We start from the raw sequence: 20342 nt of genomic DNA, 5'->3' as shown, positions 1-20342 counted from the left end.
GGATTTAACCAGTGCCGATGACGAAATCGGCACAGTCATTGCCGCAGTCAGTGAGCGTGGGGCAAGTGCTTGAACAGGGTCTCGCAGACCCCGGCGATGTGTTCGTCCAGCAGCTTCACCGCCAGGTCGACGTCCCCCGCACGGCACGCCGCGAGGATCTCGCGGTGCTCGTGATCGGCGCGTTCCTTGCCCGCCGACAGGCTCATCTGCATGCGCAGGTAACGCTCCAGTTTGTCGTTGACCGAACGAATCAGGCTCACCAGGAACGGCCGTTGCGCCGGTTCATAGAGGCAGGCGTGCAGTTCCCAGTTGAGCTCGGCCCAGCGCCCCACATCGTCCTCGCCGACGAACTCCTGGCAGATACGCTCGGCACGGGCGAAGGTTTCTTCAGTCATGTTGGGAATCGCCAGGCGCAACACCTTGTCCTCAAGCAACATGCGCACTTCGAACATCTGCGCCAGTTCCGCATCGGAAATGCGCGTGACCATCGCCCCGCGATTGCGCTGGAACATCACCAGCCCTTCAGCCTCCAGCCGCTTGAGCGCCTCGCGCACCGGGATCTTGCTGACGTTGAACTGGCGGGCAATGTCGTCCTGGCGAATCGGCTCATCCTCGGCAAAATGCCCGGCGACGATCGCGTCTCGCAGATGACGGGTGATGATTTCCGACGTCGAAGGCGTGTTACCAAGGTCGGGAGCGTTGAATTTGGGTAGGTTCACGGCGGCGGTCGTTCGGAGAAAAGAGATAGCGACAGGGTATACGAAATTCGTTCGCTGATCTTGCCTGGCGGCGACGCGTCGCCAGCCTTTAAAACCCTCACTCCGCCCAAACTGCTAAACCGAAACCACGCGTCAAGAAAGGTAACCGCGACTCAGTTACGGTGGTGCGCGAAGCGGCTCGCACCGGCGACGAGGGTTTCATTTACTTCGTTGTCACCGGAAAACATCGGTCGAACAAGTGAGGCCGAGTGGTGTTACTTCCCATGCATTTTTGACTATCGGGTCAATCCCGCGCCGGCATCAACACTTCGCACTCCGCTAGCCAGGCCAGCAGCTTTTGCACGCAGACATCGATGGACAAGGTACCGGTGTCGAGCACTAACGCGGCCGAGGCAGGTGGCTCATAGGGTGCGGAAACACCGGTGAAGCCCGGCAGTTCACCTCTGCGCGCACGGGCGTAATGACCTTTCAGGTCACGCTGCTCACAGACGTCCAGCGCAGCACTGCACCAGACTTCACGATAGTCATCACCCAATCGTCGGGCAAAGACCTCTCGCAGTTTAACCAACGGCGCAATCATCGCCAGAATCACGATCTGTCCGTTCTCCACCAGCAACGCTGCGACCTCGCTGGCGCGGCGGATGTTTTCCTGGCGATCCTTGTCGGTGAACCCCAGGTCGCGATTAAGCCCAACCCGTAGTCCATCGCCATCAAGTACCAGACTTTGCACGCCGCGCTCGAACAACGCGGCGTGCAGCGCCTGGGCCAGTGTCGACTTGCCAGCGGACGGTAAACCGGTCAGCAGAATGGCTGCCCCACGATGACCGTGGCGGTCTTCGCGTTGTGCCCGGCTGATGCTGCCAGCAGGCGCCATCACATTACCGTCCCTGGACATGCGCTGGCGGCACCGTGATGTTGCCGGCGGCCCATGCATCCTCGCGGCTGGCCAGCGCGGTGGCGATCGACTGCACCTGCGTCGACTGCACCTGATCCGGCAGTGGGTCGAGCCCGGCGCTGGCGAAGATCTGCCCGTAAGCGTTGCGCAAATCCGCGTACGACAGGTCGCGGCGCAGGTCGGCTTGCAGGGTGTTCAGTTCGCCCTGGATCAGCTCCAGTTCGCCGATGCCCGCGGCCTGATGACGGTTACGCAACTGGCCAAGAATCTGCCCGTCGATGTTCGACAGCTGCTGGTTGGTCTCGAACTGGCGCAGCGCTTCGCGGTAGTTGGCGTTGGCCACGTAGAGCTGCGCCAGCACCGCGATTGACATCGCCTGGCGGCGTGCCTTGGCCACTTCTTCACCGGCCTTGGCCACGTCGATGGCCGCCGGGGCGGAAATCACGTTGAACAGGTTCCAGGTGATTTTTACCCCGTAGTCGGCCCACTTGTCGTTGACCAGAAACGAGTTGCTGTCGTAATGCCCGCCAGCCGAGAGTTCCAGCCCCGGCAGCAGCCGCAGCATGGCTTTGCGGGTTTCGGCGGTGCTGATGCGCGTCTGATAATCCTGCTCGCGCAGTTCCGGACGGCTGGCCAGAGCCTCTTGCTCAAGGCTCGCCATGTCGACCTTGAGCTCCGGAACCGGATAATCCTCTGGCGTCGCCAACGTCAACTCAGTGCCCATCGGCAGGTTGATCAGGGTCGCCAGTTCGGTTTTCGCCAGCGATAGTGCCCGCCGCTGTTCTTCGAGTTGGCGCGTGGCTTCGATCAGCGAACGCTGATACCCCAAGGCCTGCACCGGGTCGCCGATACGCTGCTCGCTCATGCTCTGGCTGTTGTTGCGCGCGGCATCGACCCGCGCCATGAGGCTGTCGATCTGCTTGAGCAGGCGTTCAGCAGCCACAGCTCGCCAATAAGCCGAGCGCACGTCCTGAACGATGGTGTTGATGACCTTGCGCCGACGTTCCTGAACGATCAGCCGTTGATCGCCCTGCTGCTTGGCGTTGATGTAGCTGACGCCGAAGTCGAGGACGTTCCAGACCATGGTCAGGTCGGCGACCCTGCGGTCGCGGTCCTGGGAGGTCGAGGGTTCGAGGGATTGGGTGCCGGTGCGCACACTCTGGCTGCTGGAGCCGCTGGTGTTGTTGCGCCCCACGTAACCGGCGTCCAGGGCCATGCGCGGCAGCATGTCGAAGCTGGCGAGGTCGAGTTGGCGCTTGGCCAACGCCTCTTCCATGATTTTCAACCGGCCTTCAAGGTTGTATTTCACCGCACGGGCCATGGCTTGATGCAGCGTCAGTGGGCCACTAAGGGGCTCCTGATCTTTGTACATGCTCGCCAAATCGCTTCTGGCGCGCTGCTCGCTGACACTGCGTTCGATCGGCTCACTGGTCACCGCACATCCGCTGATTGCAAGCGCCAGCAAGCTGGCGCCGAATAATTTCTGACTTTTCTTCATCCTTGGACCGCCCCTGGGTACCGCACAAAATTAGGTTTTTAATCAGGCTTGCATTTCGCTGATGCCGACCTGTTGCAACGCTGCAGCCAACGCCTGGACCTGCTGCTTCTCGGCGTTTTCAAGTTGTTGAAGTTGCTCGCCCAAAGTCAGTGCACCATAGCCACCGTGCAGGCCTTGAGCGGCATTGCCACTGTGCTGGATCGACTTGTCACCGAACGCATTGAACGAACTGTCGCCATCGCCCGACTCATGATTGAACAGACTCGACAGCGTGCTGCTGCCAAACACCCCGCCATCACCCCCGCCAAAACCCAGGAAACCGTGAGCGGAACCCTTCCCGCCGTTGTCGCTGCTAGTGAACACCTGAGCGATATAGCTGGGGCTCAGTGCGCCACGATTGATGAAAATATCCCCCAGTGGGCGGATGCCATCGCCCAATACCCGCTGTTCGAACAACGGTGCAAAGGTCAGCAGTGAGCCGAGATTACCGGTCGGCGGCGTAAAGATAATCGGCTGCAACGGCACGCTCGGAGGACTTTGCGGCAGTGCCGGGTCGCTGACCGAGACGACGACGGCCGGCACCGTGTTGATGGTGAAATTGTTGGAGATCGCGCCACTGGCGCCCGCGTTCCCGGCGAGGTCGGTCACGTTGCGGGTGTCCAGCCCGATGAAATTGGACGCATCGTTGATGTTGGCCGCCGGGGTCAGGGTGGCGGTCCAGGTCTTGCCGCCGTTGCTGCTGCTCAGGTTGGTGAGGGTGCCATTGGCCACGCTGATGTCGGACAAATCGAAATGCTTCACCGCCTCGCTGAAGGTGAAGGTCACCTGCGAGGTCTGGCCAACGCCCAGGTTCGGGTTGTCGATGACGATGGTCGCGGTGGGGCGATCACTGTCCAGGGCGTAGTTGTTGGAGATGGCCAGCCCTGTCCCGGCATTGCCTGCAGTGTCGTTGACATGACTGTTGTCGAGCACAATCAGGTTGGTGGGGGCGGTCACGTTCGCCGTCGGCGTGAACGTCGCGGTCCAGGTCTTGCCGCCGTCACTGCTGGCCAGGTTGGACAACGTGCCGTTGGTCACGCTCAGATCGGACAGGTCAAAACCGGTGACCGCTTCGCTGAAGGTGATGGTCACCAGCGAGGTCTCGCCGATGCCCAGCAACGGTTTGGCGACGACGATGGTCCCGGTGGGCCGGTCGGCATCGAGCACGTAGTTGTTGGACAGCGTTACGGTACTGCCCGCATTACCGGCGCTGTCCTGCACATTGGCAGTGTCGAGCACGATCTGGTTGGTGGCATCGTTGATATTCGCGGTCGGCGTCAGGGTCGCCGTCCAGGTCTTGCCGCCGTCGCTGCTCAGCAAATTGGACAGCGTGCCATTGGCCACGCTGAGGTCGGACAGATCGAAACCACTGACCGCCTCACTGAAAGTGATGGTCACCTGTGAGGTCTGGCCAATGCCCAGCAGCGGATTGGCCACCACAATGCTTGCCGTTGGACGTTGCGTATCGATTGCGTAGTTGTTCGAGTCGGTGGTGCCCACCCCAACGTTGCCGGAACCGTTCTGCACGCCGGTGTTGTCCAGGGTGATCAGGTTGGTGGTGTCGGTGATATTCGCGACCGGGGTGAAGGTCGCCGTCCAGGTAATACCGCCATCGCTTGAACTGACCGCGCTCAACGTACCGTTGGCGATGGTCAGGTCGGCGTTGGTAAAACCGCTGACCGCCTCGGAGAAGGTGATGGTCACCAATGAGGTTTCGCCCACCTTGAGTGCATTGTCGGCCACCACGATAGTCGCCGTCGGACGCACGGTGTCGATGGTGAAGTTGGCGGAATCGGTGGTGCCGCTACCGGCGTTACCGGCCAGGTCGGCGACGCCGGTGTTCGCCAGGGTGATCAGGTTGGTCGTGTCTTTTATGCCGGCAGTCGGGGTGAAGGTGGCCGTCCAGGTGATCCCGCCATCGCTGCTGCTGACCGCCGTCAGCGTGCCGTTGGGAATCGTCAGATCGGCGTTGGTGAAACCGGTCACGGCCTCGGAGAAGGTGATGGTCACCAGCGACGTCTGCCCGGCTGCCAGCGTTGGCGAGGCGATCACAATGGTCGCGGTCGGGCGCTGGCTGTCGATCGCGTAAGTATTGGAATCGGTGGTCGCGGTACCGGCGTTGCCGGCCAGGTCGGCAATCCCGGTGTTGTCCAGGGTGATCACGTTGCCGCTGTGGGTGACGCCGTTCACCGGCGTCAGGGTGGCGGTCCAGGTCACGCCGCCATCGCTGCTGCTCACCGCGCTCAGCGTACCGTTGTCGATCGTCAGGTCGGCGTTGGTAAAACCGGTCACCGCTTCACTGAAGGTGATGGTCACCAACGAAGGCTGGCCGATCCCCAGCGCAGTGTCCGTCACCACGATGGTCGCCGTTGGCCGCAAGGTGTCGATGGCGAAGTTGTTGGAATAGGTGGTGCCCGCGCCGACGTTGCCGGAACCGTTCTGCACGCCGGTGTTGTCCAGAGTGATCAGGTTGGTGGCATCGGTAATGGCGCTGGTCGGGGTGAAGGTCGCCGTCCAGGTCATCCCGCCATCGCTGCCGCTGACCGCGGTCAGCGTGCCGTTGGCAATGGTCAGGTCAGCGTTGGTAAAACCGGTCACGGCCTCGCTGAAGGTGATGGTCACCAGTGAGGTGTCACCAATCTTCAGCGCATTGTCGGCCACCACGATGGTCGCCGTCGGACGCACGGTGTCGATGGTGAAGTTGGCGGAATTGGTGGTGCCGCTACCGGCGTTACCGGCCAGGTCGGCGACGCCGGTGTTCGCCAGGGTGATCAGGTTGGTCGTGTCTTTTATGCCGGCAGTCGGGGTGAAGGTGGCCGTCCAGGTGATGCCGCCATCGCTGCTGCTGACCGCCGTCAGCGTGCCGTTGGGAATCGTCAGATCGGCGTTGGTGAAACCGGTCACGGCCTCGCTGAAGGTGATGGTCACCAGCGAGGTTTCACCGGCGGCCAGCGTCGGGTCGGCCAGCACGATGGTCGCGGTCGGGCGCTGGCTGTCGATCGCGTAAGTATTGGAATCGGTGGTCGCGGTACCGGCGTTGCCGGCCAGGTCGGCAATCCCGGTGTTGTCCAGGGTGATCACGTTGCCGCTGTGGGTGACGCCGTTCAGCGGCGTCAGGGTGGCGGTCCAGGTCACGCCGCCATCGCTGCTGCTCACCGCGCTCAGCGTACCGTTGTCGATCGTCAGGTCGGCGTTGGTGAAACCGGTCACCGCTTCGGAGAAGGTGATGGTCACCAACGAAGGCTGGCCGATCCCCAGCGCAGTGTCCGTCACCACGATGGTCGCCGTTGGCCGCACGGTGTCGATGGCGTAGTTGTTGGAATCGGTGGTGCCTGCGCCGACGTTGCCGGAACCGTTCTGCACGCCGGTGTTGTCCAGGGTGATCAGGTTGGTGACATCGGTAATGGCGCTGGTCGGGGTGAAGGTCGCCGTCCAGGTCATCCCGCCATCGCTGCTGCTGACCGCGGTCAGCGTGCCGTTGGCAATGGTCAGGTCAGCGTTGGTGAAGCCGGTCACCGCCTCGCTGAAAGTGATGGTCACCAGAGAGGTGTCGCCAATCTTCAGCGCGTTGTCGGCCACCACGATAGTCGCCGTCGGACGCACGGTGTCGATGGTGAAGTTGGCGGAATTGGTGGTGCCGCTACCGGCGTTACCGGCCAGGTCGGCGACGCCGGTGTTCGCCAGGGTGATCAGGTTGGTCGTGTCTTTTATGCCGGCGGTCGGGGTGAAGGTGGCCGTCCAGGTGATGCCGCCATCGCTGCTGCTGACCGCCGTCAGCGTGCCGTTGGGAATCGTCAGGTCGGCGTTGGTGAAACCGGTCACGGCCTCGGAGAAGGTGATGGTCACCAGCGACGTCTGCCCGGCTGCCAGCGTTGGCGAGGCGATCACAATGGTCGCGGTCGGGCGCTGGCTGTCGATCGCGTAAGTATTGGAATCGGTGGTCGCGGTACCGGCGTTGCCGGCCAGGTCGGCAATCCCGGTGTTGTCCAGGGTGATCACATTGCCGCTGTGGGTGACGCCGTTCACCGGCGTCAGGGTGGCGGTCCAGGTCACGCCGCCATCGCTGCTGCTCACCGCACTTAGCGTACCGTTGTCGATTGTCAGGTCGGCGTTGGTGAAACCGGTCACCGCTTCGGAGAAGGTGATGGTCACCAACGAGGTTTGACCGATTCCCAGCGCAGTGTCCGTCACCACGATGGTCGCCGTTGGCCGCACGGTGTCGATGGCGTAGTTGTTCGAGTCGGTGGTACCGCTACCCGCATTACCGGCCAGATCGGCGATCCCGGTGTTGTCCAGACTGATCAGGTTGGTCGCGTCGGTGGTGCTGGTGTTCGGGGTAAAGGTCGCCGTCCAGGTGATACCACCATCGCTGCTGCTGACCGCCGTCAGCGTGCCGTTGCTAATGGTCAGGTCAGCGTTGGTGAAGCTGGTCACCGCCTCGGAAAAGGTGATGGTCACCAGTGAGGTGTCGCCAATCTTCAGCGCGTTGTCGGCCACCACGATGGTCGCGGTCGGGCGCGCGGTGTCGATGGCATAGTTGTTCGAATCTGTCGTACCTGTGCCCGCATTACCCGACAGATCGGCGATTCCGGTATTGGCCAGGGTGATCAGGTTGGTCGCGTCGGTGGTGCTGGCGCTCGGCGTAAAGGTCGCGGTCCAGGTGATGCCGCCATCACTGCTGCTGACAGCGGTCAGTGTACCGTTGGTAATGGTCAGGTCGGCATTGGTGAAACCAGTCACCGCCTCGGAAAAGGTGATGGTCACCAGCGAGGTGTCGCCGATTTTCAACGCGCTGTCCGCGACCACGATGGACGCGGTCGGGCGCACGGTATCGATGGCATAGTTATTCGAATCTGTCGTACCTGTGCCCGCATTTCCCGCCAGATCGGCGATCCCGGTGTTGTCCAGGGTGATCAGGTTGGTCGTGTCGGTGATGCTGGCGCTCGGGGTAAACGTCGCCGTCCAGGTGATGCCGCCATCGCTGCTGCTGACGGCGGTCAGCGTACCGTTGGCAATCGTCAGGTCGGCGTTGGTGAAACCGGTCACCGCTTCGGAGAACGTGAAGGTGACCAGTGAGGTGTCGCCGATTTTCAGTGCGGTGTCGGTGAACGCAATGGTCGCCGTCGGCCGTACGGTGTCGATGGCGTAATTGTTGGACGTGCTGGTGCCAACCCCGGCTGTGCCCATCGACACACTCTGGACCCCGGTGTTATCCAGGGTGATCAGGTTAGTGGTGTCGGTAATGGCGTTGGTCGGGGTGAGCGTCGCCGTCCAGGTCACGCCGCCATCGCTGCTGCTCACCGCGCTCAGCGTGCCGTTGGCAATCGTCAGGTCGGCGTTGGTGAAACCGGTCACCGCCTCAGTGAAGGTAATGGTCACCAGCGAAGTCTGGCCAATGTGCAGGGCGCTGTTCGCCACCACGATGGTAGCGCTCGGTGCCGGTGCATAGGCGGTGTTCACGGTGCCGCCGTCGTTGAAGATATTGTTCACGGCTGCCACGCTGGCACCGGTACTACCGCCGCCCAGTGCCGGACCGCCGGAGCCACTGCCGCCGACGTTACCGGACAGCGCCGCGAAGTTGGCGGCGGTCATCAATACCGTGCCTTTGTTCCAGATCGCACCGACGCCTTTACCGGCCGCACCACCGGCGTCGGCGGAACCGCCCAGGCCACCACCGCCACCACCGCCACCACCGGCGGCAATGTTGCCGGAAATCACCGAGGTGCCAATGACCGTCAGGGTGCCGCTACTGGCGTTGTAAATACCACCGGCAGCCGATGCCCCGGCCCTGCCGGGCTTGTCCCAACCGGAGCCGCCACCGCCACCGCCGATGGAAATCGTGCCATTGTTCGCCGTACCGCCCGCGCCACCGTTGCTGTAGTTGGCAGCCCCCAAGCCACCCGCGCCACCGCTGCTGCTGCCGCCGCGACCGCCCATGTAGTTGGGGTTATAGCCGCCACCGTTACCGCCCGTGTTGGCACTACCACTCGTCCCGCTGTACACACCCGTGCCGAAACCGGAGGTGCCACCATGACCGCCGGCTTGCCCGCCCAATGCACCGCCACCGCCGCCGCCGCCACCGACCGCGCCACCGACGTAAGGTGAGGTAACCCCGCCACCGCCACCGCCGCCCGAGGCGGCGTTGCTGGTCACGGTGACGTTCTTGAGGGTCAGGTTGCCGGCATTGAAAATACCGCCGCCCATGGACGCCGTGCCGTCCGTACCGGCGGCAGCACCATTGCCGGCCACCAGGCCTTGCTTGATGATCAGCCCGTCGAAAGTCGCAGTGATCCCGGAAGCGACCTGAACCACCCGGGTCTTGTACTGACCGTTGAGGGTCACATCGGCAATGCCGTCGTGGTTCAGGTCACCTTCCAGCGTGACGTTCTTGGTAATGGTCAGTTGCGTGTTCAGATTGACCGTCATGGTGGTGCTGAACGTCACCGTGTCCCCCGCCACGGCATCGCTCAGCGTCTGACGCAATGAGCCAACCCCACTGTCACCGTTGTTGGTGACCGTCAGGGTCGCCAGACTGTATTGATACGCGGCCATTGACTGGGCCGACAGCACGTTATGGCTCTCGATGGTGCCGGTGGCGATTTCCAGATCCCAGTCACCGCTCGCACCGGTACGGTTGTTCGACGCGGCGATATCGCGCCCGGTAAGTTGCGCCAGCGAGTCGACAAAGCTGACGCCCTTGTCACCTGCGGCGGTGTTACAGGCGTAGATCAGAATGTCGCCGCCGACGTTCATGTCATTGCCGATACGCGCCAGCACCGCGCTGCGAGCCGCCACGTTATCGGCCGACAGGTAAGTGTCGCCCAGCCACAAGTCGCCGCTATTGCCGTGGGCGATGATTTCCACGGTACTCACGCCGTGGTGGGTATCCAGATAATCGGCGATCTGCTGCAAGCCATCCTTGGTCGGGTCGAGCTGGACCACCTGGGTGCCAGGTGCCACGCCTTTGAGCAGGCTATCGGCGTCCTTGATGCGCGAGTCGACGAACACTACGCTCTGGCCGGGTACGGCGGTGGGTGTCGCGGCAGGCGCGGGTGTAGCCGCTGACGTGTTGTCCGTCTGGCCGTGGGTGTCCTTGCTGGCCACCGGGTGGTCGGCAACCGGAGCCTTGGCAGCGTCCGCCGTGGCGTGGCTGTCAGCTTGGGCGGCGGTATCGGCAACCGTGGCCGCCACTGCGCCGTCGAACAGCATTCGCGGTTCCAGGGACATGATCATTGGCGATGCCAGGACGCGCGCGCCCTCCGTGATCTGCGACTTGCCTTTGCTCCACCACATGCTGCTCACCCGGACTCGAACATTTATGACTGCGCGAATAAAAAACGCCGTGATCAACTGATCGCGGCGTCGGCTTTCATACGAATGACATTGGCAGCGCTGGCTGAGCCATCGTGCCAAAAGGACAGCTCTGCATATTTATCGAACAGGTCCGGCGGCAGGATCGTGCGCCGAGGCTCCAGTGCGACCGAGCGTTTGACCTTGTGCAGCCCCGATACCCCGAGCGCCTGGTCGAATTCCGGCGCGTCATAGGCGAGGTTGTTGAAATCGTGCTCGAACCAGGGTTCGCCGATGAAATCGTAGATCAACCGCATGACCCGGTCAGGGGCCTGGCTCAGCAGGTCGTAATCGACGATCAGCAGCGAGTCGGCGTTTTCGCCGTAATAGGCCTCTTTCAGCGCAGTCCAGGCAAAGCCCACCAGACGATTGCGCTGGGCCAGGGTTTCGCAACGGCTGTAAACGGTATTGCGCTCGATTTCGTCATTGAACAGCTTGGTGTTCTCGAACGGATTGGCGCGGTACAGTCGTTCGAGGCTGTCCATCACCCAGGCGACATTGCGCACACAGGCAATGGTTTTGGCCTTCGGAAACAGTTCCCGTAACGCAGGCTGACGCGAGCACCATTGGCGATTGGTATCGAAGATAACGGGTGTATCTGCCTGATCGGCATAGAAGGAGTCGAACAGACCGCGCAATAGACGACGGCGCAGGGGGGTGTCGATCACCGCGCCAAATTCGCTGCCGGCACTGCATTGCTCCAGGATGCTGGAGAACAGCGATCCGACGGGGCTGGTCATACCGGCATGGAAACGCGGGTTCTGCAACAGGATTGCGGAAAGCAGGGTGGAGCCTGAGCGCGGCAAGCCGGAGATAAAGTGGAAACGTTGCAATCCCTTCACCGTCATGATCATCCTTTTTTTGGGGCAAAGCTTAGTCCATGCAAGGACTTCCGCATAGTGGTATTTTGATATCGGCACAGCACGTTTCAGGCTTAAAGTTCCAGTAAATGCAGGATGGCCCAGCATTTTTATGGCTGGGCCCTTTGTAACGGAAAAGACACAACGTCAACCTGCATCTGGTCTTCAGACAACACTTAACAGTTGTTCTCAATGAGAAGTTTTCATTGAATGACTCAGAAGCCGCTTTCCCGCACAGCCAAGGCCGCCAGCCGCCGCCATGCCGTACCGAGTAATGACTCGCTGCGTCCTTGCACCATCACCACGCCACGCAACGGCTGCACCGGAGTGGCAATGCTATCGAGTACCTTGAGCCGTACCGCGTATTGCGCCTGCACAGGCTCTGCGCGCTGGCTCTGATCGCGGCGCACGGCGATCGGTCCGTGGTGATCGGAAGTCAGCGCTTCCTGATCGACAAATGCTGCGCCATTGGTGTCGACTTCCGTCAGCTCGACCGCCACCGCCGGGCGCATCGGGTCTTCGGCGATAAACCGACCCGTGGCACCGGGTGCAACCCGCCACAGCTCGTTCTCGGCCAGATAACCGCGCAGTCGTGCTCCTTCTTCGACGACCCGAGCCAGGGTATCTTTGGGTGATAACCAACGGCCGACGGCCAGCTGCGGCAACAGATCGCGCACCTGACCGGCCTGGGGTGCCCGCAGCAACAGGCGCTCGCGCTGTGCCGCTAAACCGCGATACTCGGCCACCGCCTCTGCCAACCGCTGTTCTACGATGCTCGCATCGGCAGCGGTTTCGCTGCGCCCGGCCTGACGGCGCATCTGCAATTGCTGGATCTCGATTTCCCGGCGCACGATGGCCTGACGCGAGTCCAGGTCCGGTGAGTCCAGCTCAATTAACACATCGCCCTGGGCAACGATCTGTCCGTCGCTGACATTCAGCTGTTTGACCCGAGCCGCCACCGGCGCATGCAAGGCATTGACCCGACCCGCTTCCAGCATGCTCGGCAGTTCCACCGCGCTGCGCCACGGCAGCACCAGCACGACAATCACCGCCAACAAGCCCAGACCGCTGAGCAATGCCTGCGGTGCATGGGCCTGTTCGCGACGGCTCCACCATTCCCGCCACTCGCGCGCAATCGGCAAGAAGATGAACCACACCATCTCAACCATCATCAGGATGATCCCCAACAACTTGAAGAACAGGTGATACACAGCCAGAGCAATCCCGAAAAACAGCACCGCGCGCCACAGCCACGAGCCGTATCCCCACCACAGTAACCGTCTCTGCATCGCCGGCGACCAAGGCTCCGGTGCAGGTGCGCCGTAACCGAACAGCACCTCACGCAAACGCCAACGACACAAGGCAAATGCACGGCCCTGAAGGTTGTCCACCTCCCAGAAGTCGCTGAGCAAAAAGTAACCATCAAAACGCATGAACGGGTTCAGGTTGACCGCCAGCGTAGTGAGCCAGGTCGCGCTGGCAAGCATGAACGCCGCCGTACGCGCCGGCCCGTCCGGCAACAGTGACCAGGCGAGCAAGGCGATACATGCCAGCAGCAACTCGGCGAGCACCCCGCCCGCACCGATCAGTAGACGCGTGCGCCGATCATTGACCCGCCAGGCATCGCTGACGTCGGTGTAAAACATCGGCAGCAGCACCATGAAGGCCACGCCCATGCTTTGCACCCGGCAGCCGGCGCGCTTGGCCATGAAGGCATGACCGAATTCGTGACAGAGCTTGGCGAAGAACAACGCCAGCCCGAACGCCAACGCACCGCCAAGACTGAACAAGTGTGGGAACGTCGCGATAAAACGCTGCCAGTCCCTCGAGACCAGAAACACCCCCAGCCCCAGAGTCAGCGGCAAACCATAGCGCAGCGCTCCAGGACCAAAACGCGCGAGCCATGGCCAGGCACGATTGAGGAAAGCGTCCGGGCGCCACAGTGGAATCCGGAAGAAAAGGTATTGATGCAGCAAGATCTGCCACACAGTCTGACGCTGCGCGGCCGCCTTGAGGCCATAACTGGCGCGCTGTTGCGGGTCGAGGGAGGAGATCAGGTCGTGGGCCCGCAAAAAGCTCAGCAACTGCTCAAGCTCCGTGACGTCCAGCGGCAAGCCCGGTTCGCGATTGGCGGCGCGCAGCACTTGCTCGGGATCGCCCAATGACCAATGTCGCAGCAAGCGCATGGCCGCAGAACCGAGCTTGAAGTAACGCCCGCGCAACGGGTCGGCCAAGGTCCAGCGCGGCGACCCGTCCAGCGCCGGAGCGGCTATCTGCAACTGTAAATCGGCACGCAGGCTGGGCAATGTCATTTAGAGGCCCACGCTTTGACGCAAACCAGCCAGAGGCTTGCGCAACAGGTACAACGCCAGCGGCGCGCGATCACCGTAGATTTTCGCCGTACCGCGCAAACCGATACGCGGCGGAGCTGCGTCGAAACTGGCGTCGAGTCGATAAGCCAGCTGTCCGCCGGCCATCGGTTGCGCTTCGTAAGCCGAACGTTCGAGTTTGGCCTGATGGCGTTGCAGTGGGTCGCTGTCCAGAAACAGCACCACCTGCGCCTCGGGCTCCAGTGCAATGGCATCGCCAACCCCCAGCTCGATGCGCAACTCCGCTTGGCGCGGATCGGCGATTTCCATCAGACGCTCGCCGGTCTGCACCGGTTTTCCGGTCCAGCGTTCAGCGTCGGCGAACACCGCAATACCGTCGCGCTCGGCACGTACTTCACTGCGTTTGAGCAGTTCACGGGCGTAATCGCGTTCGGCTCGTTTCTGCTCGACCCGTGCGGCCAACAAATCAATTTTCGAGCTCGATTCGGCGTCGGCAAAGGCTCGCTGGGCGTTGGCCTTGAGCTCGGCTTCCGCCACCCCCAAGGCACGGTCGGCGACATCGGCCTGGGCTTTGAGCGTGGTGCCTTCGAAACGCAGCAACAGGTCGCCGGTCTTCACGTTCTGGTTGGGTTTGACCAGGAACTCGGCGATCACCCCGTCCAACGGTGCCGCCACCACCCGACCGCCGAGTGGCACGACTTCGGCCGGAGCCAGCACCGATTGGCGTACCGGAATCAACAAACCCAGCACCAACAGCGCCACTAGAGCGACCTGGCGTTTGCGAGTCCAACGCAGGCGCCACGGTTGACGTGGTTGCAGCGCCAGCCAAGCATGGCTGAACGTGTCACCCAGTTGCGACAACAGCACTTGCTCGGAGGGATTCCAGGGTACATCGCGAGCCAACCACAAACCGCCAAATACCTGGCCCTGTCGATCAATCAGCGGTAACCAAAACACCTGCGCTGCCGACAGACTTTGCCAGTCGGTTTGAGTCGACCCGCTCAAAGACGTGGCCGGAATGACCCGCGCCTGCTTCAACAGGTCGAGCTTGAACAACTGCGCCACCGCTTGCTCGACGAACGCCACAAACGGCGCATTCGGTTCCACGACACTGACGCCCGTGACCGCGCGCACCTTACCGGCGATCAACAAAGCTGCATGACGAAAACCGAACAAGGCCTGACCGTCGTTAGTCAGGCTGAAGGCCAATTGTTCGGTCGTGCGCGCGGCGCGAGTCTGGCGCTCCAGTTCCAGAAAGCGCGCGAAGACCTGCTCGGCACCGCCAGCAAGGGGAGCGTTCACTTGAGCTCCGCGAAGCGCGCCGTACCGCTCATCCCGGCCAGCAAACCATTGGCGTTGGGCAGCGTTGCGACCAGCAGCAGGGTCTGGCTGCCCTCATCGATCCGCGCACCGAGGCGTTTGATCGTGGCATCGAGTGGCTGGCCGGTTTCATCGGGAACGAAGCTGAAGGTATTCCCGGCCTTGAGTTTGCTCATCCAGCGCGAGGGCACCAACAGGTGGATTTCCAGGCTGCGGTTGTCGACGATGTCCAGCAGCGGCGCTCCGGCGGCGACGCTTTCATAACGCTGAACCTTGCGTTCGACGACCTGCCCGTCAAACGGCGCGACCACGCTGCAGCGTTTGACCTGAACCTGATAAACCTGAGATTGCGCCTGGGTTTCGCTGAGTTTGGCTTCGGCTCGCGCCACTTCAAAACGTCCGACCGAGTTCAGCGCAGCGAGTTGTTTGTTGTGGGCCAACTCTTCACTCGCACCCCGGCTGGCAGCCTGTGACGCATTGAGCTGAGCCTGAAAAGCCGAGCAGTCGAAACGCGCCAGGGTGTCCCCCTTCTTGAAGGACTCGCCTTCACTGAATGGCAACTCGACAATTCTGCCGGGCAGCTCACTGGCGAGCACTGCTTGATCACGGGCACGCAACACGCCACGGGCCTCGCTGCTGGTTACCGCCTGACTTGCCGAAGCCGGGTTTTCCAGCAGCGGATCATCTGGCACGGGCGTTTGCGCCCGTGCCACGCTTGCCAGCCCGATCAATCCTAAAGCCAAACCACGAAAGCGTTGCATATCGGTGTCTCCTGACGGATGCGCGGCAGTCTACGACAGCAGTAATAACCGTCAACCCTATAACCCGGAATTCATTGCTAAACACATTCGAAGCCAAGTCTTCCTGTCGTTCTACGAATCCGCTGACTACAAGGTTGAAACAGACGAAGCTTTCAAAGCTATCCCGGATAAACCTTGAGACGCGTACATCAGGGAAAATACCGATTTTTCTGGTTGGATTGATAGACGGGGCGCCCGCTTATGCGGCGCCAATTGCCCGATTTCACTCGCCTGTTTGTTGGCGCCGACGCCGAATTGACCCAATTGCCGAGACTTCACTGACCTATAGACCTGGCACAGGCGGAGCGGATGGTGCGGGAGGCGATCTTGATCTACAACCAGGAGCGCCCGCACCTGTCCTTGAAATACAAAACGCCCGATGCGGTGCATCGGGCGTTAGGGTGAAACAGGTGTAAACCTGTTTCAGGACTAGACAGGGCTGAACGTCGGATCAGACTTCCTGACGCGTCGGCCGGAACAGGATTTCATTGATGTCCATGTCTTCCGGCTGGCTGATGGCGAAGGCCACGGCGCGGGCGAACGCGTCTGCCGGCAGGGCGATCTCGTACATCTTGCGCACGCTGTCGGCGATGTCGGCTTCGGTGATGCTGTTTGGCAGCTCGGTGGCGACAGCGCCGGGAGAAATGACCGTCGTCCGGATGTTGTAGGGCTTGACCTCCTGGCGCAGACCCTCCGACAAAGCCAGCACCGCATGCTTGGTCGCTGCATACACTGCGCTGCCAGGCCGAACCTTGTGCCCGGCCACCGACGACACGTTGATGAACTGACCGGATTTTTGCCGTTGCATGTGCGGCAGCGTCGCGACGATTCCGTACAGCACACCCTTGATGTTGACGTCGATCATCCGGTCCCAGTCCTCGACCTTGAGGCGTTCCAGGGGAGAGTGGGGCATCAGCCCGGCGTTGTTGATCATCACGTCGATACGCCCATGGGCCTGAATGGCCGCATCAACCAGCGCCTTGACCTGATGGCATTGGGTGACGTCAGTCTGCACCGCGAGCGCTTGGGCGCCGTTGGCGTTCAACTCATCGGCGAGCGCCTGAATACGGTCCAGCCTGCGGGCTCCCAGCACCACTTTGGCGCCCTGGGCGCACAGCAGGCGGGCAGACGCTTCGCCCAATCCACTGCTGGCACCGGTAATGACGATGACTTTGCCCTGAATGTTCTCGTTCATGCGTTTTCCCTTGGAATGAGGTCTTCACCCGCCTGGCCAAGCGCCAGGTTGCTGTTTTGTACCGGTACCAACCATCGCGCACAGAGCGCGCTGGCGATCCCGAACACCGCAATGACACCGGCCATGGGGCGAGGTGTGCCATCGGCGAATGCGGCCACCAGCCCGGAACCGAGAATGCCCGTGCCGTATTGCAGCGAGCCGACAAGCGCCGACATCGCACCGGCAAATTCGGGGACTTCACCCAGTGCGCCGACGATGGAGTTGGCGACGATGAAGCCTGTTGCCGAAACGAACAGGAACAGCGGAATCACCAGACCGGCAAGGCCGCCCCAATCGGCCCAGGCATCCACCGCCAGCCACAATGCGGACAGGGCTGCAGCGGCGGTGCCCAGCCCCATCAGTCGATCGCTGCCCTGCCGCGCGACCCAACGAGAGTTAAGTTGATTGGTCAGCATGATGCCGACGATTCCGACGGCAAACAGCACGCCGTATTGTTGCGGCGAGACATGGTGATAGCTGATATAGGCGAACGGTGTCCCGGCAATGTAGGCGTACATCCCGCCATAGAAAAAGCCGCCGGTACCGATGTAACCGAGTACGCGCCGGTTGCGCAGCAGCAGGCCGTAACGATGCAATGCCCGATGAACGGGCTCCGGATTGCGTCGGTGGGTCGGGAGTGTCTCCGGCAGGATGCGCAACAAAGCCAGCGTGCCCAGGCCGAGCAGTACCAGCGTCCAGAAAATCGCCCGCCAGGAGGCGACCTGCAAAATCAGGCCGCCCACGCTTGGGCCGAGCAGCGGCGCGATGGCCATGACGGTCATCAGGGTCGAGAGCATTTGTGCCGCACGATGACCGGCGTACAGGTCACGGACCATGGCCCTCGCCAACACCACACTGGAGCAGGCGCCCACGGCCTGTACCGCGCGCCAGGCAATCATCGCATCGGCGGTGCCCGACATTGCGCAACCTGCGGAGCCGATGATGAACAGCACCAGGCCGAGGGCGATGGGCAAGCGGCGGCCATAGCGGTCACCAATCGGCCCCCACAGCAACTGGCCCAGGCTGAAGCCGATCAGATAGCCGGAAATGGTCAGCTCGACCTGCCCGGAGTCTGCGTGCAAGGCATCCGCCATGGCCGGTAACGCTGGCAGGTACAGGTCAGTGGAAATCGATGCGAACGCCATCAAGGCGCTGAGGATTGCCAGGGTCCACAGCGATTGGCGATCAGACACCGGGCGTTGGTGCAGGGTGGAGTCGGGTCGTGGCATTTGAACTGGAAGTCTCTGGAAAGGGGCCGCTGATCCGGCGAGGACGGCGGCCCGGGTGATGCGTGGTATCAACGACCGACCCGTTGCTGCAGGTGGGCCGGGTAACGGTCGCCGACGATTTGAATCTGCTGCAGGGCGGCTTCGATGGTGGCCAGGTCCTGCGGGCTCAGCTCAATGAGCGCCGCGCCGAGGTTTTCCTCGAGACGGTGCAGTTTGGTCGTCCCCGGAATCGGCACGATCCACGGTTGCCGCGCCAGCAGCCAGGCGATGGCGATCTGCGCCCGGGTCGCGCCCTTGCTGTCGGCGATGTGGCCGAGGGCCTCGACCAGTTGAGCATTGGCCCGACGGCTTTCTTCGTTGAAGCGCGGCACGACATTGCGAAAGTCATCGGCCGCGAATGTTGTTGCGGCATCGATGGCACCCGTGAGGAACCCCTTGCCCAGAGGGCTGAACGGCACAAAACCGATGCCCAGTTCCTCAAGCAACGGCAGGATTTCCTTTTCCGGCTCCCGCCACCACAGCGAATACTCGCTTTGCAGGGCCGCGACAGGTTGCACGGCGTGGGCCCGACGAATCGTCTGCGCGCCGGCTTCGGACAAACCGAAGTGTTTGACTTTGCCTTCGGCGATCAGCTGTTTCACGGTGCCGGCAACGTCTTCGATGGGCACATCCGGATCGACGCGATGCTGGTAGAACAGATCGATGCAATCGGTCTTCAAGCGCTTGAGCGAAGCCTCGGCCACTGCGCGGATGTGTTCCGGGCGGCTGTCCAGGCCTTGGGTCACCTCGCCGTTCTTGAAGCCGAACTTGGTGGCAATCACGATTTGCTCACGAAACGGCGCCAGGGCTTCGCCCAGTAACGATTCGTTGGTGAAAGGGCCGTAGGCTTCGGCGGTGTCGAAGAACGTCACGCCGCGCTCGAAAGCACCACGTATCAACTTGATGGCCTCGGCTTTGTCCATCGCCGGGCCGTAGCCGTAACTGATGCCCATGCAGCCCATGCCGATGGCTGAAACTTCAAGGCCGCCTTTGCCCAACATTCGGGTGTGCATGTGTTCGTCTCCGCTCAAGGTGTCCCGTTACCTTATATTGCTGTGGAGACCTCAACAATATAGGCTCGTGTACATGGGTTAGTGAGGGAAATTCATCAATGTTGCGTGCAGATTTACCAGGGCTCACCGCGTTCATTGCGATCGCTGAACACCGCAGTTTCAGTGCGGCGGCTCGGGTGCTGGGAGTGTCGTCTTCCGCGCTCAGTCACTCGATGCGCAACCTGGAGGCGCGCCTGGAAATGCGCCTGTTCAATCGCACCACGCGCTCGGTGGCGTTGACGGAGGCGGGGGAGCAGTTGCTCAAGGGGGTGCGGCCGCTCATGAGCGATTTGGCGAACGTGGTCAATGAAGTCACGTCCACCCGGATCTCGCCTTCAGGCTCGATCCGCATCAGCGCCTCGGAGTCGTCGATCCGGCCGCTGATTCGCCATGTCGTTCCGGATTTCGTGGCCCGTTATCCGCACATCCACATCGAGTTCGTGGCCGACAGCAAGCTGCAGGACATCGTGGGTGATGGTTTCGACGCCGGCATCCGGCTGTTCGATGACGTACCGCGAGACATGATCGCCATCCGTTTCGGGCCGGATCTGCGTTTCGCCGCAGTAGCCTCGCCCGGGTACCTTGAGCACCACCCGGTGCCGCAGGCACCCCAGGACTTGAAAGCCCACCGTTGCATTCGGTTTCGCTTTACCAGCGGTGGGCTGTTCCGCTGGGATTTCAAGCTCGACGAGCAAAGCGCCAGCCTTGATGTGGAAGGGCAGATCACCATGGACAACGTGAACCTGATGATCGAAGCCGCCCTGGCCGGGATCGGGGTGGCCTGGGTGCCCGAAGCGCAGGTTGCCGATCATTTGCAGAACGGCCGGCTGATCCACCTGCTGCCACAATGGAGCCCGAATTACGCCGGGCTCTGCCTGTATTACCCGGCCAACCGTCATCCACCGATGGCGCTACGGCTGTTTGCCCAGGCCGTCCGGGAGTGGGCGAGCCAGACTCAATCCTGGGCTGGCTAGGCT

The 20342-nt window shown here is 62.0% G+C and carries 12 protein-coding genes and 1 pseudogene; 2 read left to right on the top strand and 11 right to left on the bottom strand.

Annotated elements, in window-relative coordinates; genetic code table 11:
- Nucleotides 1–47: 47 nt before the first annotated feature.
- From ACGJAX_RS24425 to ACGJAX_RS24390, 8 genes are all read right to left on the bottom strand, one after another.
- On the bottom strand, nt 48–719 hold the full coding sequence (locus ACGJAX_RS24425) for a GntR family transcriptional regulator (RefSeq protein ID WP_247258289.1): 672 nt from the start codon (nt 717–719) through the stop codon (nt 48–50).
- A 283-nt stretch (nt 720–1002) separates the two neighbouring features.
- Nucleotides 1003–1614, bottom strand: coding sequence for an adenylyl-sulfate kinase (cysC, locus tag ACGJAX_RS24420; RefSeq protein ID WP_390956466.1), 612 nt, complete (start codon nt 1612–1614; stop codon nt 1003–1005).
- On the bottom strand, nt 1598–3112 hold the full coding sequence (locus ACGJAX_RS24415; RefSeq protein WP_390956465.1) for a TolC family protein: 1515 nt from the start codon (nt 3110–3112) through the stop codon (nt 1598–1600). Before ACGJAX_RS24415 ends, cysC begins: the two co-directional genes overlap by 17 nt.
- A 42-nt stretch (nt 3113–3154) precedes the next feature.
- The gene (locus ACGJAX_RS24410) at nt 3155–10444 is read right to left on the bottom strand and encodes an Ig-like domain-containing protein (protein WP_390956464.1); all 7290 of its coding nucleotides are present in this window, start codon (nt 10442–10444) and stop codon (nt 3155–3157) included.
- 53 nt (nt 10445–10497) lie between these two features.
- Complete coding sequence (locus tag ACGJAX_RS24405) at nt 10498–11355, bottom strand: sulfotransferase (RefSeq protein WP_390956463.1); 858 nt, start codon at nt 11353–11355, stop codon at nt 10498–10500.
- Between the two features lie 221 nt (nt 11356–11576).
- Entirely contained in the window at nt 11577–13673 is a 2097-nt protein-coding gene (locus ACGJAX_RS24400; protein WP_247256765.1) for a biotin/lipoyl-binding protein, read from the bottom strand.
- The gene (locus ACGJAX_RS24395; RefSeq protein WP_390956462.1) at nt 13674–14993 is read right to left on the bottom strand and encodes an HlyD family efflux transporter periplasmic adaptor subunit; all 1320 of its coding nucleotides are present in this window, start codon (nt 14991–14993) and stop codon (nt 13674–13676) included.
- On the bottom strand, nt 14990–15772 hold the full coding sequence (locus tag ACGJAX_RS24390; protein WP_390956461.1) for an efflux RND transporter periplasmic adaptor subunit: 783 nt from the start codon (nt 15770–15772) through the stop codon (nt 14990–14992). The genes ACGJAX_RS24395 and ACGJAX_RS24390 overlap by 4 nt, the downstream gene beginning before the upstream one ends.
- Nucleotides 15773–16093: 321 nt before the next feature.
- Between ACGJAX_RS24390 and ACGJAX_RS24385 the strand changes: the two are divergent.
- A pseudogene (locus ACGJAX_RS24385) lies at nt 16094–16216 on the top strand (integrase core domain-containing protein); the annotation flags it as partial.
- Between the two features lie 46 nt (nt 16217–16262).
- On the opposite strand, the gene ACGJAX_RS24380 reads toward ACGJAX_RS24385, so the two are convergent.
- The 3 genes from ACGJAX_RS24380 to ACGJAX_RS24370 form a co-directional block, all read right to left on the bottom strand.
- Entirely contained in the window at nt 16263–17006 is a 744-nt protein-coding gene (locus ACGJAX_RS24380) for an SDR family NAD(P)-dependent oxidoreductase (protein WP_390956460.1), read from the bottom strand.
- Nucleotides 17003–18274 (bottom strand): Bcr/CflA family efflux MFS transporter, encoded by a 1272-nt coding sequence (locus ACGJAX_RS24375; protein WP_390956459.1) that lies wholly within the window; start codon nt 18272–18274, stop codon nt 17003–17005. The genes ACGJAX_RS24380 and ACGJAX_RS24375 overlap by 4 nt, the downstream gene beginning before the upstream one ends.
- A 68-nt stretch (nt 18275–18342) precedes the next feature.
- A complete protein-coding gene (locus tag ACGJAX_RS24370) occupies nt 18343–19326 on the bottom strand; it encodes an aldo/keto reductase (protein ID WP_390956458.1) in 984 nt (327 codons plus the stop codon).
- A 98-nt stretch (nt 19327–19424) separates the two neighbouring features.
- On the opposite strand from ACGJAX_RS24370, the gene ACGJAX_RS24365 reads away from it, so the two are divergent.
- A complete protein-coding gene (locus ACGJAX_RS24365; RefSeq protein WP_390956457.1) occupies nt 19425–20339 on the top strand; it encodes a LysR substrate-binding domain-containing protein in 915 nt (304 codons plus the stop codon).
- The last annotated feature ends 3 nt before the right edge of the window (nt 20340–20342 follow it).

This window comes from Pseudomonas moorei (assembly GCF_042846945.1).
GTDB lineage: Bacteria > Pseudomonadota > Gammaproteobacteria > Pseudomonadales > Pseudomonadaceae > Aquipseudomonas > Aquipseudomonas moorei.
The sequence above is the reverse complement of the archived record's forward strand: the minus strand, read 5'-3'. Positions and strand labels throughout refer to the sequence as shown.